The sequence below is a fragment of the Candidatus Polarisedimenticolia bacterium genome, assembly GCA_036001465.1.
Taxonomy (GTDB): domain Bacteria; phylum Acidobacteriota; class Polarisedimenticolia; order Gp22-AA2; family Gp22-AA2; genus Gp22-AA3.
The window spans coordinates 16,582-31,624 of the sequence record DASYUH010000055.1 but is presented as its reverse complement, the minus strand read 5'-3'; the positions used below and the strand labels follow the sequence as shown (position 1 = coordinate 31,624).

Here is a 15,043-nt window from a genome sequence, read left to right as displayed (position 1 = left end):
CCCGGGCCGTGCGCCTACCTCTTCGCTTCGAGCTCGGCGGGCCAGTTGACCAGGAGGTGCATGGGGGATGCGGTGTCGGTGGGCACGATGGGCGCGATGAATCGGCTGCCATCCGGCATGGCGTCGAAGATGCGTCCGTTCGCGATGGCGTTGCCGAGGCGCGCGAGGGTCCGGGGCGTGCCCGGGTTGAACTGGCTGCCGGCCGCGTTGACGTTGGCCGCCTGCAGCTCGCTGCCGCTCACGAAGTAGATCTCCTTGCCGTCGCGCCGCCAGGCCGGCATGTCGCCGCTGACGCTCGAGACCTGCCACTTGCCGGAGCCGCCCGGGAAGGAGGTCACGTAGACCTGGGAGCGTCCGCTTTCGTTGGAGGAGTACGCCAGCCAGCGCCCGTCGGGCGAGACGCGCGGATAATTGAGCAGCGTCTGCGCCGACGGAGAGGGGACCACGACCCGCGGCGTCCGCTCGCCGGTCAGGGGCATGGCATAGACTCCGTTGCCCGAAGGCCCGGTCGCCCGCAGGTAGACGAGGAGTTTGCCGTCCGGCGAGAAGGCCGGCCACTGCAGCGTGGCGTCCTTCTCCTCGACGAGCAGCTCGTCGGGTTTCGTGCCGTCCACGCCCTTCCGGTGGATGCTGGCGCCGGGCTGCGTGCCGGAGGTGTAGGCGACGGACCTGCCGTCGGGCGACCAGGCGGGATTGATGTGAATCGCGGTGTCGAACGTCAGGCGCGCCCGCGTGCCCTGGGCGAGATCGATGATCCAGATGGTGCGCAGCGGATCGCCGAGGGCGACGGCGAGCTTCCTGCCGTCGGGGGAGATGCTCGGGTCGCGGTAACTGTCCCGCGGCAGGCGCGACCCGACCTCCTTGCCGTTGCGGTCGAACCAGGCCAGCTCGGAACCGAGGACGGCCGAACCGCGGATGTACACCATCGTCCCGGTCTCGGAAACGCTGGCGACCATCCGCCAGACGCCGGGATCGAACTGCACCCCGTCAACCAGGGCGGTCGGCTCGCCCAGGAGGCGCCCGCCTGCCAGGTCGAATGGCTGCGCCATGAGGGCCGTCTGGGCGTGGAACAGGATCCGGCCGTTGGCGTAGACGGCGTTCGAGACGCACGGCATCACGAATCGCGGCTCGTCGCCGTCGATCGATGCGAGGTAGATGCCGTTCGACTGGGGATCGCCCCCGGCGTGATTGGTGGCGAGGTAGAGGAAGTGCCTCCCGTCGGGCAGAAAGAACGGCCAGCGGTGCGTGGAGTGCTTGTGCGAATCGATGCGCGTCGCGGGCACCGCGGCGCCCCCGGAGGCGGGGACGCGCAGGAGCCCGCCCTGGTAGTCCGGTGAGAAGACGATGACGTTGTCCTTGCTCCACGAGCCGCCGCGTGCGTTGGGCGCATCCGTCACGATCGCGGTCGGGCCGCCGGCGGCCGGGGTCCGCCTGACCTTGCCCTCCGCGAAGAACCCGATCTGCCGGCTGTCGGCGGACCAGAACGGGAACGAGGCCCCCTCGGTGTCGTCGAGGCGGTGCGCCGCCGAGGTGTCGAGAGGGCGCACCCAGATCGACTTGATCCCGTCGGCGCGGGCCACGAAGGCGACCTGCCTTCCGTCGGGCGAGATGACCGCCGGTCCGGCGAAATCGCCGGTGACGTCGAGGGCCACCTTCTCCGGCGGCAGGATGACGGCGCGCAGGACCGGCTGCGGCGCGGGCCCGGGGGCGCGCATCAGCATGAAGCCCGCCGCAACCGCCAGGATCGAGGACAGCGCGGCCACACCCCAGGCGAGACGCGGGTCGCCCCGGAGCCGCCCGCGCCGTCCGGCGACGGCGGCCGCGGCCGGCGTGGAGCTGTCGGCGGCGATGAAGCGCAGCTGCAGCAGCAGGTCGTGCGCCGACTGGAAGCGCTCGTCCGGATCCTTCGCAAGACAGGTGCGGATGACGCGATCGAGGGCGGCGGGGGCCGCCGGGCGCAGCGCGGTGATCGGCGGCGGCTCGGCGGCGAGGATCGCGGCGATCACGCTGGCCTGCGTCTTCCCCTCGAACGGACACCGGCCGGTCGCCATCTCGTAGAGGACGGTGCCGAAGGAGAAGATGTCGGCGCGCGCATCGGCCTCGGCGCCCTCGATCTGCTCCGGCGCCATGTACTGAAAGGTGCCGACGATCGTGCCTTGCGCCGTGAGCGGCTGCGCCTGGGTCGGCATCGCGGTCATCGAGTCGACGGCCAGGCCTGCACGCCGCTCCTTCGCCAGGCCGAAGTCGAGCAGCTTCGCGCCGCCCTTGGTCAGGATGATGTTGCCCGGCTTGAGATCGCGGTGCACGACGCCCTGCCGGTGCGCCTTGTCGAGGGCATCGGCGACCGCGATGGCGATGCGCAGCAGCTCCGGCGTCGGCAACGCGCCGCGTGCGAGGCGCGCCGCGAGCGTGTCCCCCTCGAGGTACTCCATGACGAGGAAATCGACCGACCCGCCGGGGTCTTCCTGGCGCCCGACGTCGTACAGGCTGCAGATGTGCGGGTGCTGGAATCCGGACAGGGCCCGCGCCTCGCGCTCGAAGCGCGCCCGGAGATCGGGGTTCGACGAGACGTGCGCCGGCAGGACCTTGATGGCGACGATGCGGTCGAGCCGGGTGTCGCGCGCCTTGTAGACCTCGCCCATGCCGCCGGCCCCGATGGGGGCGAGGATTTCGTAAGGTCCGAGCCTGCTCGCGACGTTGAGCGCCATGATGCCGACGATTATAGACGGTTCGCCTGGTGTGCCGCGTCGGGGGAGCCGCAGGTGGACGGAGTTGTCATGAGGGACAGGCGCATCCTCGACACCCCGGGTGTAGGATTTCTCATGGCGGATCCTGCGAATGACCTTCGCAAGCTCACCTCCCCTCGCCTTGCTGCCGCGGTCATCGGCGCCGTGGGATTTGCAGTCTATGCCGGGACTCTTGGCTACGATTTCGTCTACGATGACGTCAATCAGATTCTCGAGAATCCCTGGATCTGGAACCCGCGTTTTCTGCTCAACTTCTTCACGAAGGCCGTCTGGTCGTTCAAGGATACCGGGCCTTCCAACTATTACCGTCCTGTTCAGGTTCTGCTTTATTTCCTGGATGCGCAGATCTTCGGGCGACATCCCTTCGGCTTTCACCTCACGAACGTCCTGGTCCATGCTTTCTGTTCGGCCGTGGCTTTTCTCCTCCTGCGCCGGGTCACCGGAGAGAGACGCGCGGCCTTGGCCGCGGTTCTCTTCGCGGTGCACCCGGCCCATGTCGAATCGGTCGCCTGGATCGCGGGCTCGACCGATGTCGACTGCGCGCTGCTCGTGTTTTCATGCCTGCTGGCCTGGTCCCGCGCACATGACGCGTCCGTGCGTCGCCCGGCGGCCCTGGTGGCGTGTTCGGGGCTTCTGTTTTTCCTCGCCCTCCTGGCAAAGGAGACCGCCGTCGTGACGCCGATCCTGGCGCTCGGTCTGCTTCCCATCAGCTCGCGGGCCCGCCCGCAACGCGTCAACGCCAGGTGGCGCGAGGCGGCGTGGGTCATGATGTCGTTCGGAGCCGCCCTGGCTCTCTACGTTCCTGTTCGCCTGCATGCCTTGGGCGGCCTGCATCCTCTGGTCAGGCACGCGGGCTTCACGATGCCCCAGGTTGTGGCGAACGGTCTCGCCCTGGTGCCACGCTACCTCGTGCTCGCGTTCTTTCCCTGGAAGCTGATGCCGGACCGCGTGTTTGTTCCCGTAGCCAGCCTTCTTGACCCGGCTGCAGTGATGGGGGCACTCATCCTCGCTGGCGCCCTGGCGGCGGCTGTCGCCCTGGGCCGATCCGCGCCAACCGCGACCTTTGGGATCGGCCTTCTCGTGTTGCCGCTCTTGCCGGCGCTGCAGGTCCAGTACGTGGGCCCAAGCGCCCAAGCTGACCGCTACCTGTATATCCCGTCGCTGGGCGCGTGCCTGCTCCTGGTGGAAGCCCTGGCCTGGGTGCGGAGACGTCTCACGGGTCCTGTGACGCGGAACGTTTTGGCCGCGGGGTGCGTCCTCGTCAGTGTGACTGCGGCAGCCTGGACGATGACAGCCGCGACCATGTGGAGGAACAACGAGTCCCTCGCCCGCGCGGGGATTGCGCTCGAGCCGCGATCGGTGATCATGCGCCTCATCCTGGCCCATGTCCTGGACGAAGCGGGCCGCCTCGATGAAGCGTACGGAGTCGCGAGGCAGGCGATTGACATCGACCCTCTCGATCATGGGGCAGCAGCGCTCGCTGCGGACCTGCGGATCCGAAGTGAAGCAAAGACCCCGGAGAGCCAGATTGCGATGTACCAGAAGCTCCTTGCCGCCGATCCAGGGCCGTCTTACGTTTGGACCAATCTCTCGATTGCCTGCGTCCGCGCCGGCCGTTACCAGGAAGCCAAGGATGCCGCGGAACGCGCCCTGGAGTCCGATCCAAACAACACGGAGGCCCTTCTGAGCCTCGGAACGGCGAAGGGGAGTCTCGGAGATTTTGCAGGACAGCAATCGGAGGCGCTTCGCTTGCTGCAGATCGACCCGGGCTTTGCGCAGGGGTGGTTGAACCTCGGTGTTGCGCGACTCGGTCTGGGCGCCCTTGATCAAGCCGAGGCGGATCTGAGCCACGCCATGGATCTCGACCCCAAACTCGCTCGGGCCCACCTCTACCTTTCATTGATCGCTTCACGCCGAACGAACTCCCAGGAGGCCCTGCGGCAGGCCGAGCTCGCCTCCCAGCTCGATCCTTCCGACGCCGAAATCTGGAACCACCTCGGAGTGATGCTGGCGCGGTCGGGAGACTTGGAAGGTGCTCGCAGCGCCTGGGAACGAGCGCTATCGATCGATCCCGGCAACCAATCCGCCCTGGGAAACCTCGAGCGTCTCAAAAGCGGCCCAACGAGGGCCCAGCCCGCTATCCGGGCGAACGAGTGAGCGCTTCTTTCGCGGAGCCGCGGGTTGCAGATCGGGCATGGGTGCGGCCAACCAACGCAATGCGCCGATATCGGCTGTGCTCTGTCTTCAGTGTCGTGCCTGTCCTCGGCGCGCTTGCTTGCGCAGCCGCGGCTCAAGTCATGTTTCCATCGGCTTCAGCCGCTGCAACGGGGTCGGCAGCCCCCGGCGCGTCCGCCCTGGACGGCGTCGAGGTAACCTACGAGGATAGCCAGAAGATCACCTGGTACAGTCCGAAGATCGAACCGTGGAGGATGCTCGATTTCTGGATCTACCCCACCATCGCGCGCGCGGACGACGGGCCACGGAAGCTCCTCATTGTCATCATTGTGAAGGATCCCTCCAAGGGGCGTCCAACGTCGCTTCAAATAGAAGCCGGAGAGGAGGCCTGGATCGTCCCGGTCCTGGATTCGGAGAAAATCAAGACTCACGACTCGGGCTGCCGCGTGACCCAGACCATTTTCCTGCAGAACCAGGCCTCGTCGGTGCTGAAACTGGCCGATGCCACACAGGCCAGCATCGCTCTCGTGGGCTATCAGCACACCGTGCACTACACGATGACTGCTGACGACCTGGCAAACTTCAGGCGAATCGCTGCTCTGTGGAGCGCGCCGGTGCTGCCACCGATGCCGTCCAGACCGATCGAGGAGGGCGTGCCCGCAGGCACGGTGGCGGCCGGTGAGGGCGGCGTCACCAACCCTGTGCCCATCCGTTCCTCGAGGGTGGAGCCGCGGTTTCCCAGGTTCGCCCAGGGCAAGAGAGCCTACGGACCAGTCGTGCTCGGGGCGGTGGTCCACAAGGACGGCACCGTCGGTGAGATCGAGGTCAGGCAGGGTGCAGGCGGTGACTGTGGGTTCGAGGAATCGGCGATCGAAGCGGTCCGCAAGTGGCGCTACAAGCCCGCCACGGTGGACGGCCGGCCGGTCGATGTCTACTTCACGATAGTCGTCGACTTTGTCTACCGCAGATAACACGCAGTGGTTGACGGGCGGGGGAAATCGCATGCGCCGGCTTCGCCTGGACACGACCGCCCCTCGTCTCCATATTAGAGGGGTCCGCGGCGCTCTGTGCCGCTGGGAGGTCCCATGCGCTTCGCGAATGCACCCATTCTGATTGTCGCCCTCGCGTCGCTCGCTGCGGCGTGCTCGGCATCGGTGTCGTCCGGATCCGGCTCGGGCGGATTCGCCCGCGTGTCCCTCGACGGCACGAGCTACGAGGTGCGCGATGTGTCGATGACGCTCGAGCGGGGAGAGGATGCGTGGTTCCGCATCGAGGGGGAGCCCGCCACGCACCCGGACGAAGACTGCGTCCCTGGGCTGGACGGCGGCCTCGGCCTCTACGGCGACCTACCTTCATCCGTGCGCGGGACCGCCGACCTGGCGGGCAAGCGCCTGAAAATCGACTTCACCGGCGACGGCGACGACGCGAACTTCTGCTTCGTCGGCATGGGAGGGCTCGCGGGGGCCGAGGAGGCCTGGGTCACGATCGACTCGGTGGACGGGGATCGGGTCTCCTTTTCGATGACGGGCACCTTCCGGATCTACGACGAGAACGGTCAGGGGCCGCTGAAGGCTGCGACGTCGTCGGGGGTCGCCATCCTGCGGGGGGAGTCGTGACGAATTCGTAATGGAGCTCCTTGTCTCCGGCGGGCCGGGAACCTAGATTGTGCCCGTCTCGAGGAGGAGAGCCATGTCGCACATGCCTGCCCGTTCCATCGCCGTCCTGTCGCTGATCCTCCTTTGCGGTTGCGCGAGCACTCCGCCCGTGCGCCGTGCCTGGGTGGCTCCGCGTGTCGACCTGAAGCCGTACGAGATCATCGGGATGGTGGAGTTCACGTCGCCCAGCAAGGGGAAGCTCGCGGCGCTCACGACACGGCGCTTCGCCGAAGCCGCCCGCCGCGACCAGGACATGGTGCGGATGGTCGATATCGGCCCAAAGCAGGCGGCTCTGGCGTCGGTCGGCATGGGTCAATGGAACCCCGAGAGCTGCCGGGCGGTCGGCCACAAGCACGGCGTGCAGACGATGTTCCAAGGCAAGCTCACGGTTTCCGGCGTCCGTCCCAGCGTGCAGATCTCGGCCCTGTTCCGTTCCGGACAGGTGACCGCGCAGGTGGACGCGACGCTCGAAGTGGAGATGATCGAGGTGGAGACCGGCGCATCGATCTGGAGCCGCTCCGCCAGCGCGACCCGCACCGTCGGCCAGGTGAGCGTCTTCGGCGGCAAGGACTTCGTCTTCGACGCCGACGATCCCGAACGCGCCTACGGCGATCTGGTCGATTTCCTGGTGGCCAGGGTCGCGGCGGATCTCCAGGGAAGCTGGCAGACCCCGTAACCGCTGGATCAACGAGCGAGCAGAACGTCGAACTCGATCCGGACCTCGTCCGCGGCCCGGACGCCCATCTTCCCGGGCGGCTTGATGCCGAAATCGGTCTGCTTGACGACGGCTTCGCCGATGTAATGGCCGTCCTTCAGCCTCACCTGCACGTTCACCGGCCTGCTCCTGCCGCGGAGCGTCAAGTCGCCGTGCACGACCCATTGCCCCTCGCCGGTGGGCTCGGCCGAGGCGGACTTGTAGATGATGTCATTGAACCGCTCGCTGTCGAGCACCTGGGGGCCCAGCATCGTCTTCTGCACGGCCGCACGATCCTTTTCGGGTTCGTCCTTGTCGATCACCTTCAGGGCGCGCGCATCGACGTGCACCTCGACGGACGGATGGGCGCCGGTCACCACTCTGCCGATGTGGATGGGGCCGCGGATATCGTGTTCGTGACCCAGCCCCGAGAAGATTCCGGCCTTCCCCACGTGAATGCTCAGGGTGGACTGCTTCGTGTCGACGGCCTGCTGTTGAGAGTGGACGCCTGTCGCGAAAAGCGAGATCCCTGCTGCCAGGAGGACGGTCTTCATCGTTCGCCTCTCCTCTGTGCCGGCGCGCCCAAGTGTAGAATGTCCAGAGCGAGAAGTGAAGACAGGCGGGACAGGATCGTAAGGAGAGGCAGGTTGCGGTCGCCGGTCGATGCACCTCCGAGGGGCGGCCGCTGGCGCGATCGGCGCCATCTCGCGGCGCTGGCGATCGCCCTCGCCGCCGATGCCGTGCAGATCGGCCTGCTGCCCCTCTTCATGGAAGGGGCCCTTGCGCCCTGGAACGACGCGTTCGATATTGCCGTCGGGGCGACGATGGTCGCGATGCTCGGCTGGCACGTGGCGTTCCTGCCGGCGTTCCTGGGGGAGCTGGTGCCGTTCGCCAACCTGTTCCCGACGTGGACGGCGGCCGTCGTGTTCGTGGTCGCGAGAAGGAGATAGCATTGGCGCGCGTCGTTCGGTGTGAGCGACAGGAAGAGAGGGGGGCTCCCCTGGGTCGGATCGTGCGGGCGGTGGCGGTGGGTTGCGTGATCGGCGCTTCGATGGCGGCCTACGCCCACGGCGGTCCGCCGGCGGCCGGCGGCGCGAGGGTGGTGAACCCCGGGGTGGAACGGCACCGCGGCCCGGATCTCAAATCGAACGTGGCGCTGGTGATCGACGCGGAGCGGGGGGAGACACTGTACGCGAAACGCTCCGCGCTGGTCGCCCCGATCGCGTCCATCACCAAGCTGATGACCGCCATGGTCGTGCTGGACGCGCAGCTCCCGCTCGACGAGCCCATCGAGATCGACCGCGCAGACGTGGACACTCGCAAGCACACCCGCTCGCGGCTGCCGGTGGGGGCGCAGCTCGGGCGAGGGGAGCTGCTCGTGCTGGCCTTGATGGCATCCGAGAACCGGGCGGCGACCGCGCTGGCGCGGACCTATCCGGGAGGGACCGCGGCGTGCCTCGAGGCGATGAACCGCAAGGCGAACGAGCTGAGGATGCTGCGGAGCCGCTTCACCGACCCGGCCGGCCTCTCGGGCGAGAACGTGTCCAGCGCCGAGGACCTGTCCCGGATGGTCCTGGCCGCGGCGGGGTACCCGGCAATTCGCGAGGCCACGACCAGGTCCTTCCACTCGGTCACGCTCGCCGACGGCCGGGTGCTGGAGTTCCGCAACTCCGACGGGCTGGTGAACAACAAGACCTGGACCATCGGCCTGTCGAAGACCGGTTACATCAACGAGGCCGGGCGGTGCCTGGTGTTGCAGGCGGAGATCGCGGCGCGGCAGATCGTCATCGTGCTCCTCAATTCCTGGGGCAAGTACACGCGCCTCGGGGACGCCAATCGGATCCGCAAGTGGATGGAGGCCGCCGTTCCTCGTCCGGGAACGGTGGGCGAGACGATCCCGCGGGCCGAGCCGGCCCGCGCGGAGGGAGGGCGCTCGCGCCCCTGAGCCGGTCCGCCCTCCCGGAAGTCGTTACTCGCTCTCGTTCACGAGCTTGATCGCCAGGTCGCGACCCAGTCCCGTGTCCTTCGCGCGATACACCTCGCCCATCGCGCCCGCGCCGATGCTGCAGCTCGATTGCGTGTACACTATCAATGTCGGTTCGGCGTGTAGGGATCCAAATACTTCGTCGCGTGAATAGGAGGATGATCCTTGGCCAGTCTGCATCGTCGTGTCGGCAGCGAACTCATGACCCTGCGTCAGACACTCAAGGCGTTCGACCGTTCTCTTCGTCGCCTGACGCCCTTGCTGTCGGCAGGGGCTTCCTTGAACGGTTCGGCAAATGACAATGGGCGCTCCCGCCCCCGCCTCTCCGCCAAGGCCCGCGCCTCCATGGTCCTGCAGGGCCGCTACATGGGCTACATGCGGCAGCTGAAGCCGAGACAGAAGGCGCAGGTGAGGGAGGTCCGTGATGCCAAGGGGATTGCCGTGGCGATCTCGCGCGCCAAGGAGCTGGCCCGATCCCGGCGGCGCCTCCAATCCTGACTCGAAGGAACGATGATCTGCGAAGTGTGTCACCTCAGGCTGGGCTTTTCGGACCGACGCCTGGGCAGGACCATGCATCCTCCCTGCGAGGTGACGCGGAAAGCCGAACGCGATCGTGCCCGGGATAAATTCACTCCGAGCCCGTAAGCTCCGGCCGAGGGTGCATGATGCGGACGAAACGAGGAGGATCACTCATGAGAATGGCGGGGATGGCGCTCGTCGGACTCGGCTTCGCCGCAGCCGCCCTCGGCGCGGCGGCGAAGGCGCCGGGTGTGGGGGACGTCGCGCCGGCGTTCTCCCTCCCCGGCTCGGACGGGAAGAGCCACAGTCTCGCGGACTTCAAGGGGAAGCAGGCGGTCGTCCTCGCCTGGTTTCCCAAGGCGTTCACGGGTGGCTGAACGGCCGAATGCGCGGCGCTCCGTGCGAGCGGCGACAAAATCCGGTCGTTCGAGGTCGCGTACTTCGCGGCCAGCATCGACGACGCCGAGACCAACCGCAAGTTCGCCGAGTCGCTCGGCCTGGACTACCCGATCCTGAGCGACCCGGGCAAGGAGACCGCCCGCGCCTACGGCGTCCTGCAGGACGGCTATGCCGCGCGGCGCACCTTCTATATCGGCGTGGATGGCCGCATCCTGCGCATCGACCGCAGCGTGAAGCCCTCGTCGGCGGGTGAGGACGTGGCCAGGCAGCTGGAGGAGCTCAAGGTCGCCAGGCGGCAGCCCTGATCAGTTCCTCGCCGCGCGCCGGAACCCCACGGTCAGGATGAGGAGATTGCGCCTCGCCCGCCCCCGGCGCCCGGGGCGCCGGCCGGAGCCTGGCTGCCGGGGCCGGGCCGGGCGATCCTGTCCCGCTTCGCCCGGATGAGGTCGAGCAGCTTCGATGTCACCTCGCGCCCCGACGAATCGGCGGTCGTTCTCCGGAGCGTCTCCACGACAGCCTGCAGGGTCTCCATCTCGGACGCGTTGATTTCGCGGAGAGCGCGGGCCAGGTCGTTGATCGGTGCGAGCAGCTCCTGGAGGTTGTCGTCGCGCCGCAGCCGGGGGGCCGCGTCGTAGCGGCCGTCACGCAGCTGGAGCAACGTCCGCCGGAGGCTGAACCCCGCGCCGGCCGTCTTGTGGGACTGGAAGATACCGAGCGCGAAGACGCCCAGGATCATGACCACGGAACCCAGAGCCAGCTCCAAGCCCTGACGGCGGTCTCTCGCCTCGAGGGAGGGTCGCAGCTCCGGATTGACGACCAGGATGGACTCGGTGCTCGCCCTGTTCGTGAAATGGACGTTCAGGTTGACCAGGAAGAGCATGATCAGGGCGAGATTCACGATGAAAAGGGTGGCCCGCAGCTGGTACTTCCAGTTCACGATGTAGCGTCGTCTTCGGGGGATGAGCCAGCTCCACAGGCGACTGTCCGCGGGCCGATCGGGTCCCGCCGCTCGCGAGGCGCCCGCCTCAGTCTCGCTCGATCGAATCGATGGTGTCCTCCTCATCGGCTGGCCTTCGGAATGTGCAGGTCGTAGTGCGGATTGTGGGCCGCATCCGCCACGGTCGGCGGGCCGTCGTCCTCGACATAGACGTACAGAGCCAGGTCGCCATGGTCGTGCTGGCAGAGCACGACGAACCGGATGTCCTTCCCCGATCGGGGCGCGCCTCCCGGCGCCTTCTCGTTGAACGCGTCGAGATCGCCACCCTGTCCGCTGCCGGGATCGTTGTCATCGATCAGCTAGTAATAGGGGCCCGGCTTCACGCCGTGCCAGTACACCTTCCAGAAGGTGTCCGGAGCCGGAAGGCCGCCTTCGAGAAGGTCGGCATCGATCCGGGCCTGGATGGATCGAAGCTCGGCAAAGCAGCGCGCCAGCTGCGCCTTCTGGAGCTTTGTCATGGCCGCGTTCACCGCGAGGGAGGTCATGATGGAGATGACGAGGATCATGATGAGGACTTCGATCAGGGCGACGCCGGCGGGCTCGGAGTGTGACGGCGATGAGAGGTCCCGTGTCATCCCGGCGATCGCCTCGGTGGACCAGCGATTCCCGACGTGAACAGGCGCTGCTCCCGAAGACTTGGAAGGAAGGGCTGCTTCTGGAGCGCCTCGACTGGCGCCCATGCTACTGCAAGACGGGTGTCTGCGCGCGCCGATCGTGCTGCCTGGTCCGGCGTCGACGGTCGGCTCGGCGCCGGGGCGCGAGAAGCGGCCGGCGGTGCCGCCGGCCTCGCTTTCAGCAGGGAGAGTTGCTGCAGGGCCCCTGGTGCCGTGTCGAGGCTGGCGGGCGACTCAGAACTGATAGACGTAGCCGGCGTAGACGCCGCCCATGCTGAACTTGGCCGTCGTGCCCTGGCTGGTCTTGAACTCCAGCTGCGGATCGGCGCCGAGGTCGAAGATCAGAATGTGGTGCCCGTCGCCGATCTCGACTCCCGCCCCCAGGCTGATCGCGGTGGCGCTGTCGTCGATCTGCGTCCGGCCGAGACCCGACAGCTTCCCCTTGAGCTTCTCCTGCACGCTGATCAGGGAATAGCCGCCGTGCACGAACAGGCGGACCACGCCGCGCTGGTTGAACACGTAGCCTACGCTGGCTTCGAGGCGCGTCAGGTCGTAGGAGTCGACGGCCGGCTCGGCGCCGAGGCCCAGGTCGGTAAAGGCGAACACCTCGTCCGACGAGATGCCCGCATTCACACGGAAGTAGATGCCGCGCCGCTGGACCAGGCCGACCGTCATGAAGATGCCCCGGGGATCGGGGCCGACCCCCCCGCTGTCGCTCGCGAAGTCCTGGATGGCCACGCCGCCACCCACGTCGACCTTGACCGGCTTTTCGGCGGCGAATGTTGGTGACGCGGTGACCGCCAGGAGGAGCAGGATAGCTCCGGCCCGCCCCAGGCCATGCCCTCGCCGCGTCCGCCCCATGATGCGTCAGATGTAAGGCCCGCCCGGTGAATTGTCAAGTGGGCCAGCGAGCGCCCCTCGCGCTGGGGCGGAGCAGAGGGCAGGCTGGCCCCCTCAAGGGAGATCGGCCGCCCCATCCCCCCGCCGATCGCCCGTGGCGGAGGTCGCCGTCTTCGATCCCGCCGCGCTCCCGGGCAGGTCGTAGACGTGGAGCTCCTTGCCCTGGAGATGGATGTCGAACCAGTTCGTGATGTGCTCCAGGCGCTCGACGCGATGCCAGGGATCGCCCGAGCGCGACAGCTCGTGCGACTCGCCCGGAAAGCGGACCATGACGACGGGGCGGCGAAGGTACTTCAGGGCGCGGAAGAGCTGCTCCCCCCCCGTGGCCGGAGGCGTTCGAAGATCCGCCTCCCCCTCGATGAGCATCAGCGGCGTCTTGATGTCGTTGACGTAGCTCAGCGGCGAACGGGCGCGGTAATCGTCGGCCTGCTCCCAGGGCGCCCCCTTGAACCACGTCGGCTGGAACAGCGTGAAATCGGCGGTGTACCACCAGGCCGACCAGTCGGCGATGGAGCGCTGCGAGACCGCCGCGGCGAACCGGGACGTGTGGCCGATCAGCCAGTTGGTCAGGACTCCTCCTCCGCTGCCACCGGTGACCCCGACCCGGCGCTCGTCGACGTAGCCGCGCCGGACCAGGTCGTCCACGCCCGCCAGCAGATCCCGGGCATCGTCGCCGGGATAGCGATACTGAATGACGTTGCCGAACTCCTGGCCGTAGCTCGTGCTGCCCCGGGGATTGGGATACAGGACGACATAGCCCCGGGCGGCCATCGTTTGCATCTCGTGAAAGAAGTTGAAGCCGTAGGCGGCGTGCGGCCCGCCGTGGATGTTCAGGATCAGCGGATACTTCCTCCGGGGATCGAAATCCGGCGGCTTCTGCACCCAGGCCTGGATTTTCGTGCCGTCGAAGCTCGGGTACCAGATTTCCTCCGGCTCGGTGACGCGGAGCCCGGAGAACAGCTCCTGATTGACGCGGGTCAGGCGGGTGAGCTTGCCGTCCCCCCCGACGAGGTGGAGGTCCCCGAGATCGGTCGGCGTCGTGATGAGGGCGACGATCCGGGAGCCGTCCGGCGTGGCGGTCCAGGCGGAGACCTCCTGCCTGCCGGCGGTGACCATCTGCGCCTGGCCGCTACGGACGTCGAAACGCCGCAGATTCGCGGTCCCCTGGTCGGCCACCCGGGCGATCACCGAGCGCCCCTCGTCGGCCCAGAACGGCAGGGACTGCGCCCCGCCGCGCGGCGCGTGCTGATCGCTGATGATCCCCCCTCCCACCTCCCGATCCAGGCCGGGAGCGACCGCCTTCGGCCTGGAGCCCGGCCCCGGCTCCGCCACGAACAACTTCGACTGATCGTAGGACCGGGGCGGACGGTTGATCTCTCCGACGAAGGCGACCCGGCGTCCGCCGGAATCGAAGCGGAACGCCCCCACGGTCCCGTCCATCGAGACGAGGCGCGAGACCTCTCCGCCCGACGCGGGCACGGAGTACAGGGCCGAGGAAGGAAGCTGGTAGTACGGCTCGAGGCTGCGATCGGACGTGAAGTGGATCCGGGACCCGTCATGCGACCAGACGGGGGGCCCCTCGTCGTAGGGACCGGACGTGACCCGCTTCGGCGACGCGTCCGCGCCGGGGGCGGCCGGCACCGCGATGGTCCAGATGTGGGAGTGGCGATCGGGATCGAAGTACCCGTCGTTGTCCTCGCGGTAGACCGCCAGGGTGACGACCCGCACGTCGCTCTCCCGTTCGGGTTCACCGTCCCCGAGTTTCTTCTTTTTCGCTTCCTTCGCGAGGTCCTCGTCGGTGGTGCTGCTGAGAAACGCGATCGTCCGGCCGTCCGGGGACCAGGCGGGCGCCCCGGCCCCCTTGGGAAGCGAGGTGAGCGGCCACGCCTCCCCTCCGCTCATCGGCAGCACGAACAGCTGCGGGGGCTGCGGCTTGCCGTCCTTCTCAGCCGAGCGCGCGAACACCAGCCTGGTGCCGTCCGGCGACCAGCGCGGGCCGCCGTCCCGGGGGCCGCCGGTCAGCCGTCGCGGCGCGTCCCCCTTCGTCGAGACCGTCCAGATCTCGGTCGCGTACCCGTCCTTCTTCTCGTTCACCTGCACGCGCACGAATACCACGCGCGAGCCGTCGGGCGAGATCTGCGGGTCGGCGATCCAGACGAAACGGAAAAGATCCTGTTCCGTGATCGGCCTCGTCCCGGCGGCGGTCGAGCTCGAGACGGCGAAGACAAGCACGAGACAGAGCAGCATGGTGCAGACCGCGGAGTGTCGGCGCATCCTGTCCTCCTGGGAAAGCCGCCATGTTACTCGACCGGACCGTGCGCGGATAGTCGTCCTTGAGGCCGTGATGCCCACGCGGCCG

Annotated in this window: 15 protein-coding genes; 8 read left to right on the top strand and 7 right to left on the bottom strand. The window is 67.8% G+C overall.

Going from position 1 to position 15,043, the window contains the following annotated elements; genetic code table 11:
* Window positions 1-14: 14 nt before the first annotated feature.
* On the bottom strand, window positions 15-2,642 hold the full coding sequence (locus VGV60_10920; GenBank protein ID HEV8701771.1) for a protein kinase: 2,628 nt from the start codon (window positions 2,640-2,642) through the stop codon (window positions 15-17).
* Here VGV60_10920 and VGV60_10915 point away from each other — a divergent pair.
* From VGV60_10915 to VGV60_10900, 4 genes are all read left to right on the top strand, one after another.
* Window positions 2,571-4,904, top strand: a complete 2,334-nt coding sequence (locus VGV60_10915) for a tetratricopeptide repeat protein (protein HEV8701770.1) — start codon at window positions 2,571-2,573, stop codon at window positions 4,902-4,904. The genes VGV60_10920 and VGV60_10915 overlap by 72 nt on opposite strands.
* 140 nt (window positions 4,905-5,044) lie before the next feature.
* Window positions 5,045-5,893, top strand: coding sequence for an energy transducer TonB (locus VGV60_10910; GenBank protein HEV8701769.1), 849 nt, complete (start codon window positions 5,045-5,047; stop codon window positions 5,891-5,893).
* Between the two features lie 114 nt (window positions 5,894-6,007).
* The gene (locus VGV60_10905; GenBank protein ID HEV8701768.1) at window positions 6,008-6,538 is read left to right on the top strand and encodes a hypothetical protein; all 531 of its coding nucleotides are present in this window, start codon (window positions 6,008-6,010) and stop codon (window positions 6,536-6,538) included.
* 82 nt (window positions 6,539-6,620) lie between these two features.
* Complete coding sequence (locus VGV60_10900) at window positions 6,621-7,253, top strand: hypothetical protein (protein ID HEV8701767.1); 633 nt, start codon at window positions 6,621-6,623, stop codon at window positions 7,251-7,253.
* A gap of 8 nt (window positions 7,254-7,261) precedes the next feature.
* On the opposite strand, the gene VGV60_10895 is transcribed toward VGV60_10900, so the two are convergent.
* Window positions 7,262-7,825 carry a YceI family protein gene (locus tag VGV60_10895; GenBank protein ID HEV8701766.1) on the bottom strand — a complete coding sequence of 188 codons (564 nt, stop codon included), beginning with the start codon at window positions 7,823-7,825 and terminating at the stop codon, window positions 7,262-7,264.
* 93 nt (window positions 7,826-7,918) lie between these two features.
* Between VGV60_10895 and VGV60_10890 the strand changes: the two genes are divergently transcribed.
* From VGV60_10890 to VGV60_10875, 4 genes are all read left to right on the top strand, one after another.
* On the top strand, window positions 7,919-8,221 hold the full coding sequence (locus VGV60_10890) for a hypothetical protein (protein ID HEV8701765.1): 303 nt from the start codon (window positions 7,919-7,921) through the stop codon (window positions 8,219-8,221).
* An 86-nt stretch (window positions 8,222-8,307) separates the two neighbouring features.
* Window positions 8,308-9,216 carry a serine hydrolase gene (locus tag VGV60_10885; protein HEV8701764.1) on the top strand — a complete coding sequence of 303 codons (909 nt, stop codon included), beginning with the start codon at window positions 8,308-8,310 and terminating at the stop codon, window positions 9,214-9,216.
* Window positions 9,217-9,420: 204 nt separating this feature from the next.
* Window positions 9,421-9,753, top strand: a complete 333-nt coding sequence (locus VGV60_10880; GenBank protein ID HEV8701763.1) for a hypothetical protein — start codon at window positions 9,421-9,423, stop codon at window positions 9,751-9,753.
* 164 nt (window positions 9,754-9,917) lie between these two features.
* Window positions 9,918-10,478: a peroxiredoxin gene (locus tag VGV60_10875; protein ID HEV8701762.1), complete on the top strand. Its 561-nt coding sequence runs from the start codon at window positions 9,918-9,920 to the stop codon at window positions 10,476-10,478.
* A gap of 32 nt (window positions 10,479-10,510) precedes the next feature.
* On the opposite strand, the gene VGV60_10870 is transcribed toward VGV60_10875, so the two are convergent.
* From VGV60_10870 to VGV60_10850, 5 genes are all read right to left on the bottom strand, one after another.
* The gene (locus VGV60_10870; protein ID HEV8701761.1) at window positions 10,511-11,110 is read right to left on the bottom strand and encodes a hypothetical protein; all 600 of its coding nucleotides are present in this window, start codon (window positions 11,108-11,110) and stop codon (window positions 10,511-10,513) included.
* A gap of 122 nt (window positions 11,111-11,232) precedes the next feature.
* Window positions 11,233-11,361 carry a hypothetical protein gene (locus VGV60_10865; GenBank protein ID HEV8701760.1) on the bottom strand — a complete coding sequence of 43 codons (129 nt, stop codon included), beginning with the start codon at window positions 11,359-11,361 and terminating at the stop codon, window positions 11,233-11,235.
* Between the two features lie 108 nt (window positions 11,362-11,469).
* Window positions 11,470-11,745 carry a type II secretion system protein gene (locus VGV60_10860; GenBank protein ID HEV8701759.1) on the bottom strand — a complete coding sequence of 92 codons (276 nt, stop codon included), beginning with the start codon at window positions 11,743-11,745 and terminating at the stop codon, window positions 11,470-11,472.
* Between the two features lie 273 nt (window positions 11,746-12,018).
* Window positions 12,019-12,645 carry an outer membrane beta-barrel protein gene (locus tag VGV60_10855; GenBank protein HEV8701758.1) on the bottom strand — a complete coding sequence of 209 codons (627 nt, stop codon included), beginning with the start codon at window positions 12,643-12,645 and terminating at the stop codon, window positions 12,019-12,021.
* A 93-nt stretch (window positions 12,646-12,738) separates the two neighbouring features.
* The gene (locus VGV60_10850) at window positions 12,739-14,958 is read right to left on the bottom strand and encodes a S9 family peptidase (GenBank protein HEV8701757.1); all 2,220 of its coding nucleotides are present in this window, start codon (window positions 14,956-14,958) and stop codon (window positions 12,739-12,741) included.
* Between the last annotated feature and the right edge of the window lie 85 nt (window positions 14,959-15,043).

Bases quoted from the DNA above. Each gene is read 5' to 3' on its own strand.
- VGV60_10900 (HEV8701767.1), top strand. From the start codon at position 6,621: ATGCCTGCCCGTTCCATCGCCGTCCTGTCGCTGATCCTCCTTTGCGGT.
- VGV60_10910 (HEV8701769.1), top strand. From the start codon at position 5,045: ATGTTTCCATCGGCTTCAGCCGCTGCAACGGGGTCGGCAGCCCCCGGC.
- VGV60_10905 (HEV8701768.1), top strand. From the start codon at position 6,008: ATGCGCTTCGCGAATGCACCCATTCTGATTGTCGCCCTCGCGTCGCTC.
- VGV60_10855 (HEV8701758.1), bottom strand. From the start codon at position 12,645: ATGGGGCGGACGCGGCGAGGGCATGGCCTGGGGCGGGCCGGAGCTATC.
- VGV60_10850 (HEV8701757.1), bottom strand. From the start codon at position 14,958: ATGCGCCGACACTCCGCGGTCTGCACCATGCTGCTCTGTCTCGTGCTT.
- VGV60_10895 (HEV8701766.1), bottom strand. From the start codon at position 7,825: ATGAAGACCGTCCTCCTGGCAGCAGGGATCTCGCTTTTCGCGACAGGC.
- VGV60_10920 (HEV8701771.1), bottom strand. From the start codon at position 2,642: ATGGGCGAGGTCTACAAGGCGCGCGACACCCGGCTCGACCGCATCGTC.
- VGV60_10860 (HEV8701759.1), bottom strand. From the start codon at position 11,745: ATGACACGGGACCTCTCATCGCCGTCACACTCCGAGCCCGCCGGCGTC.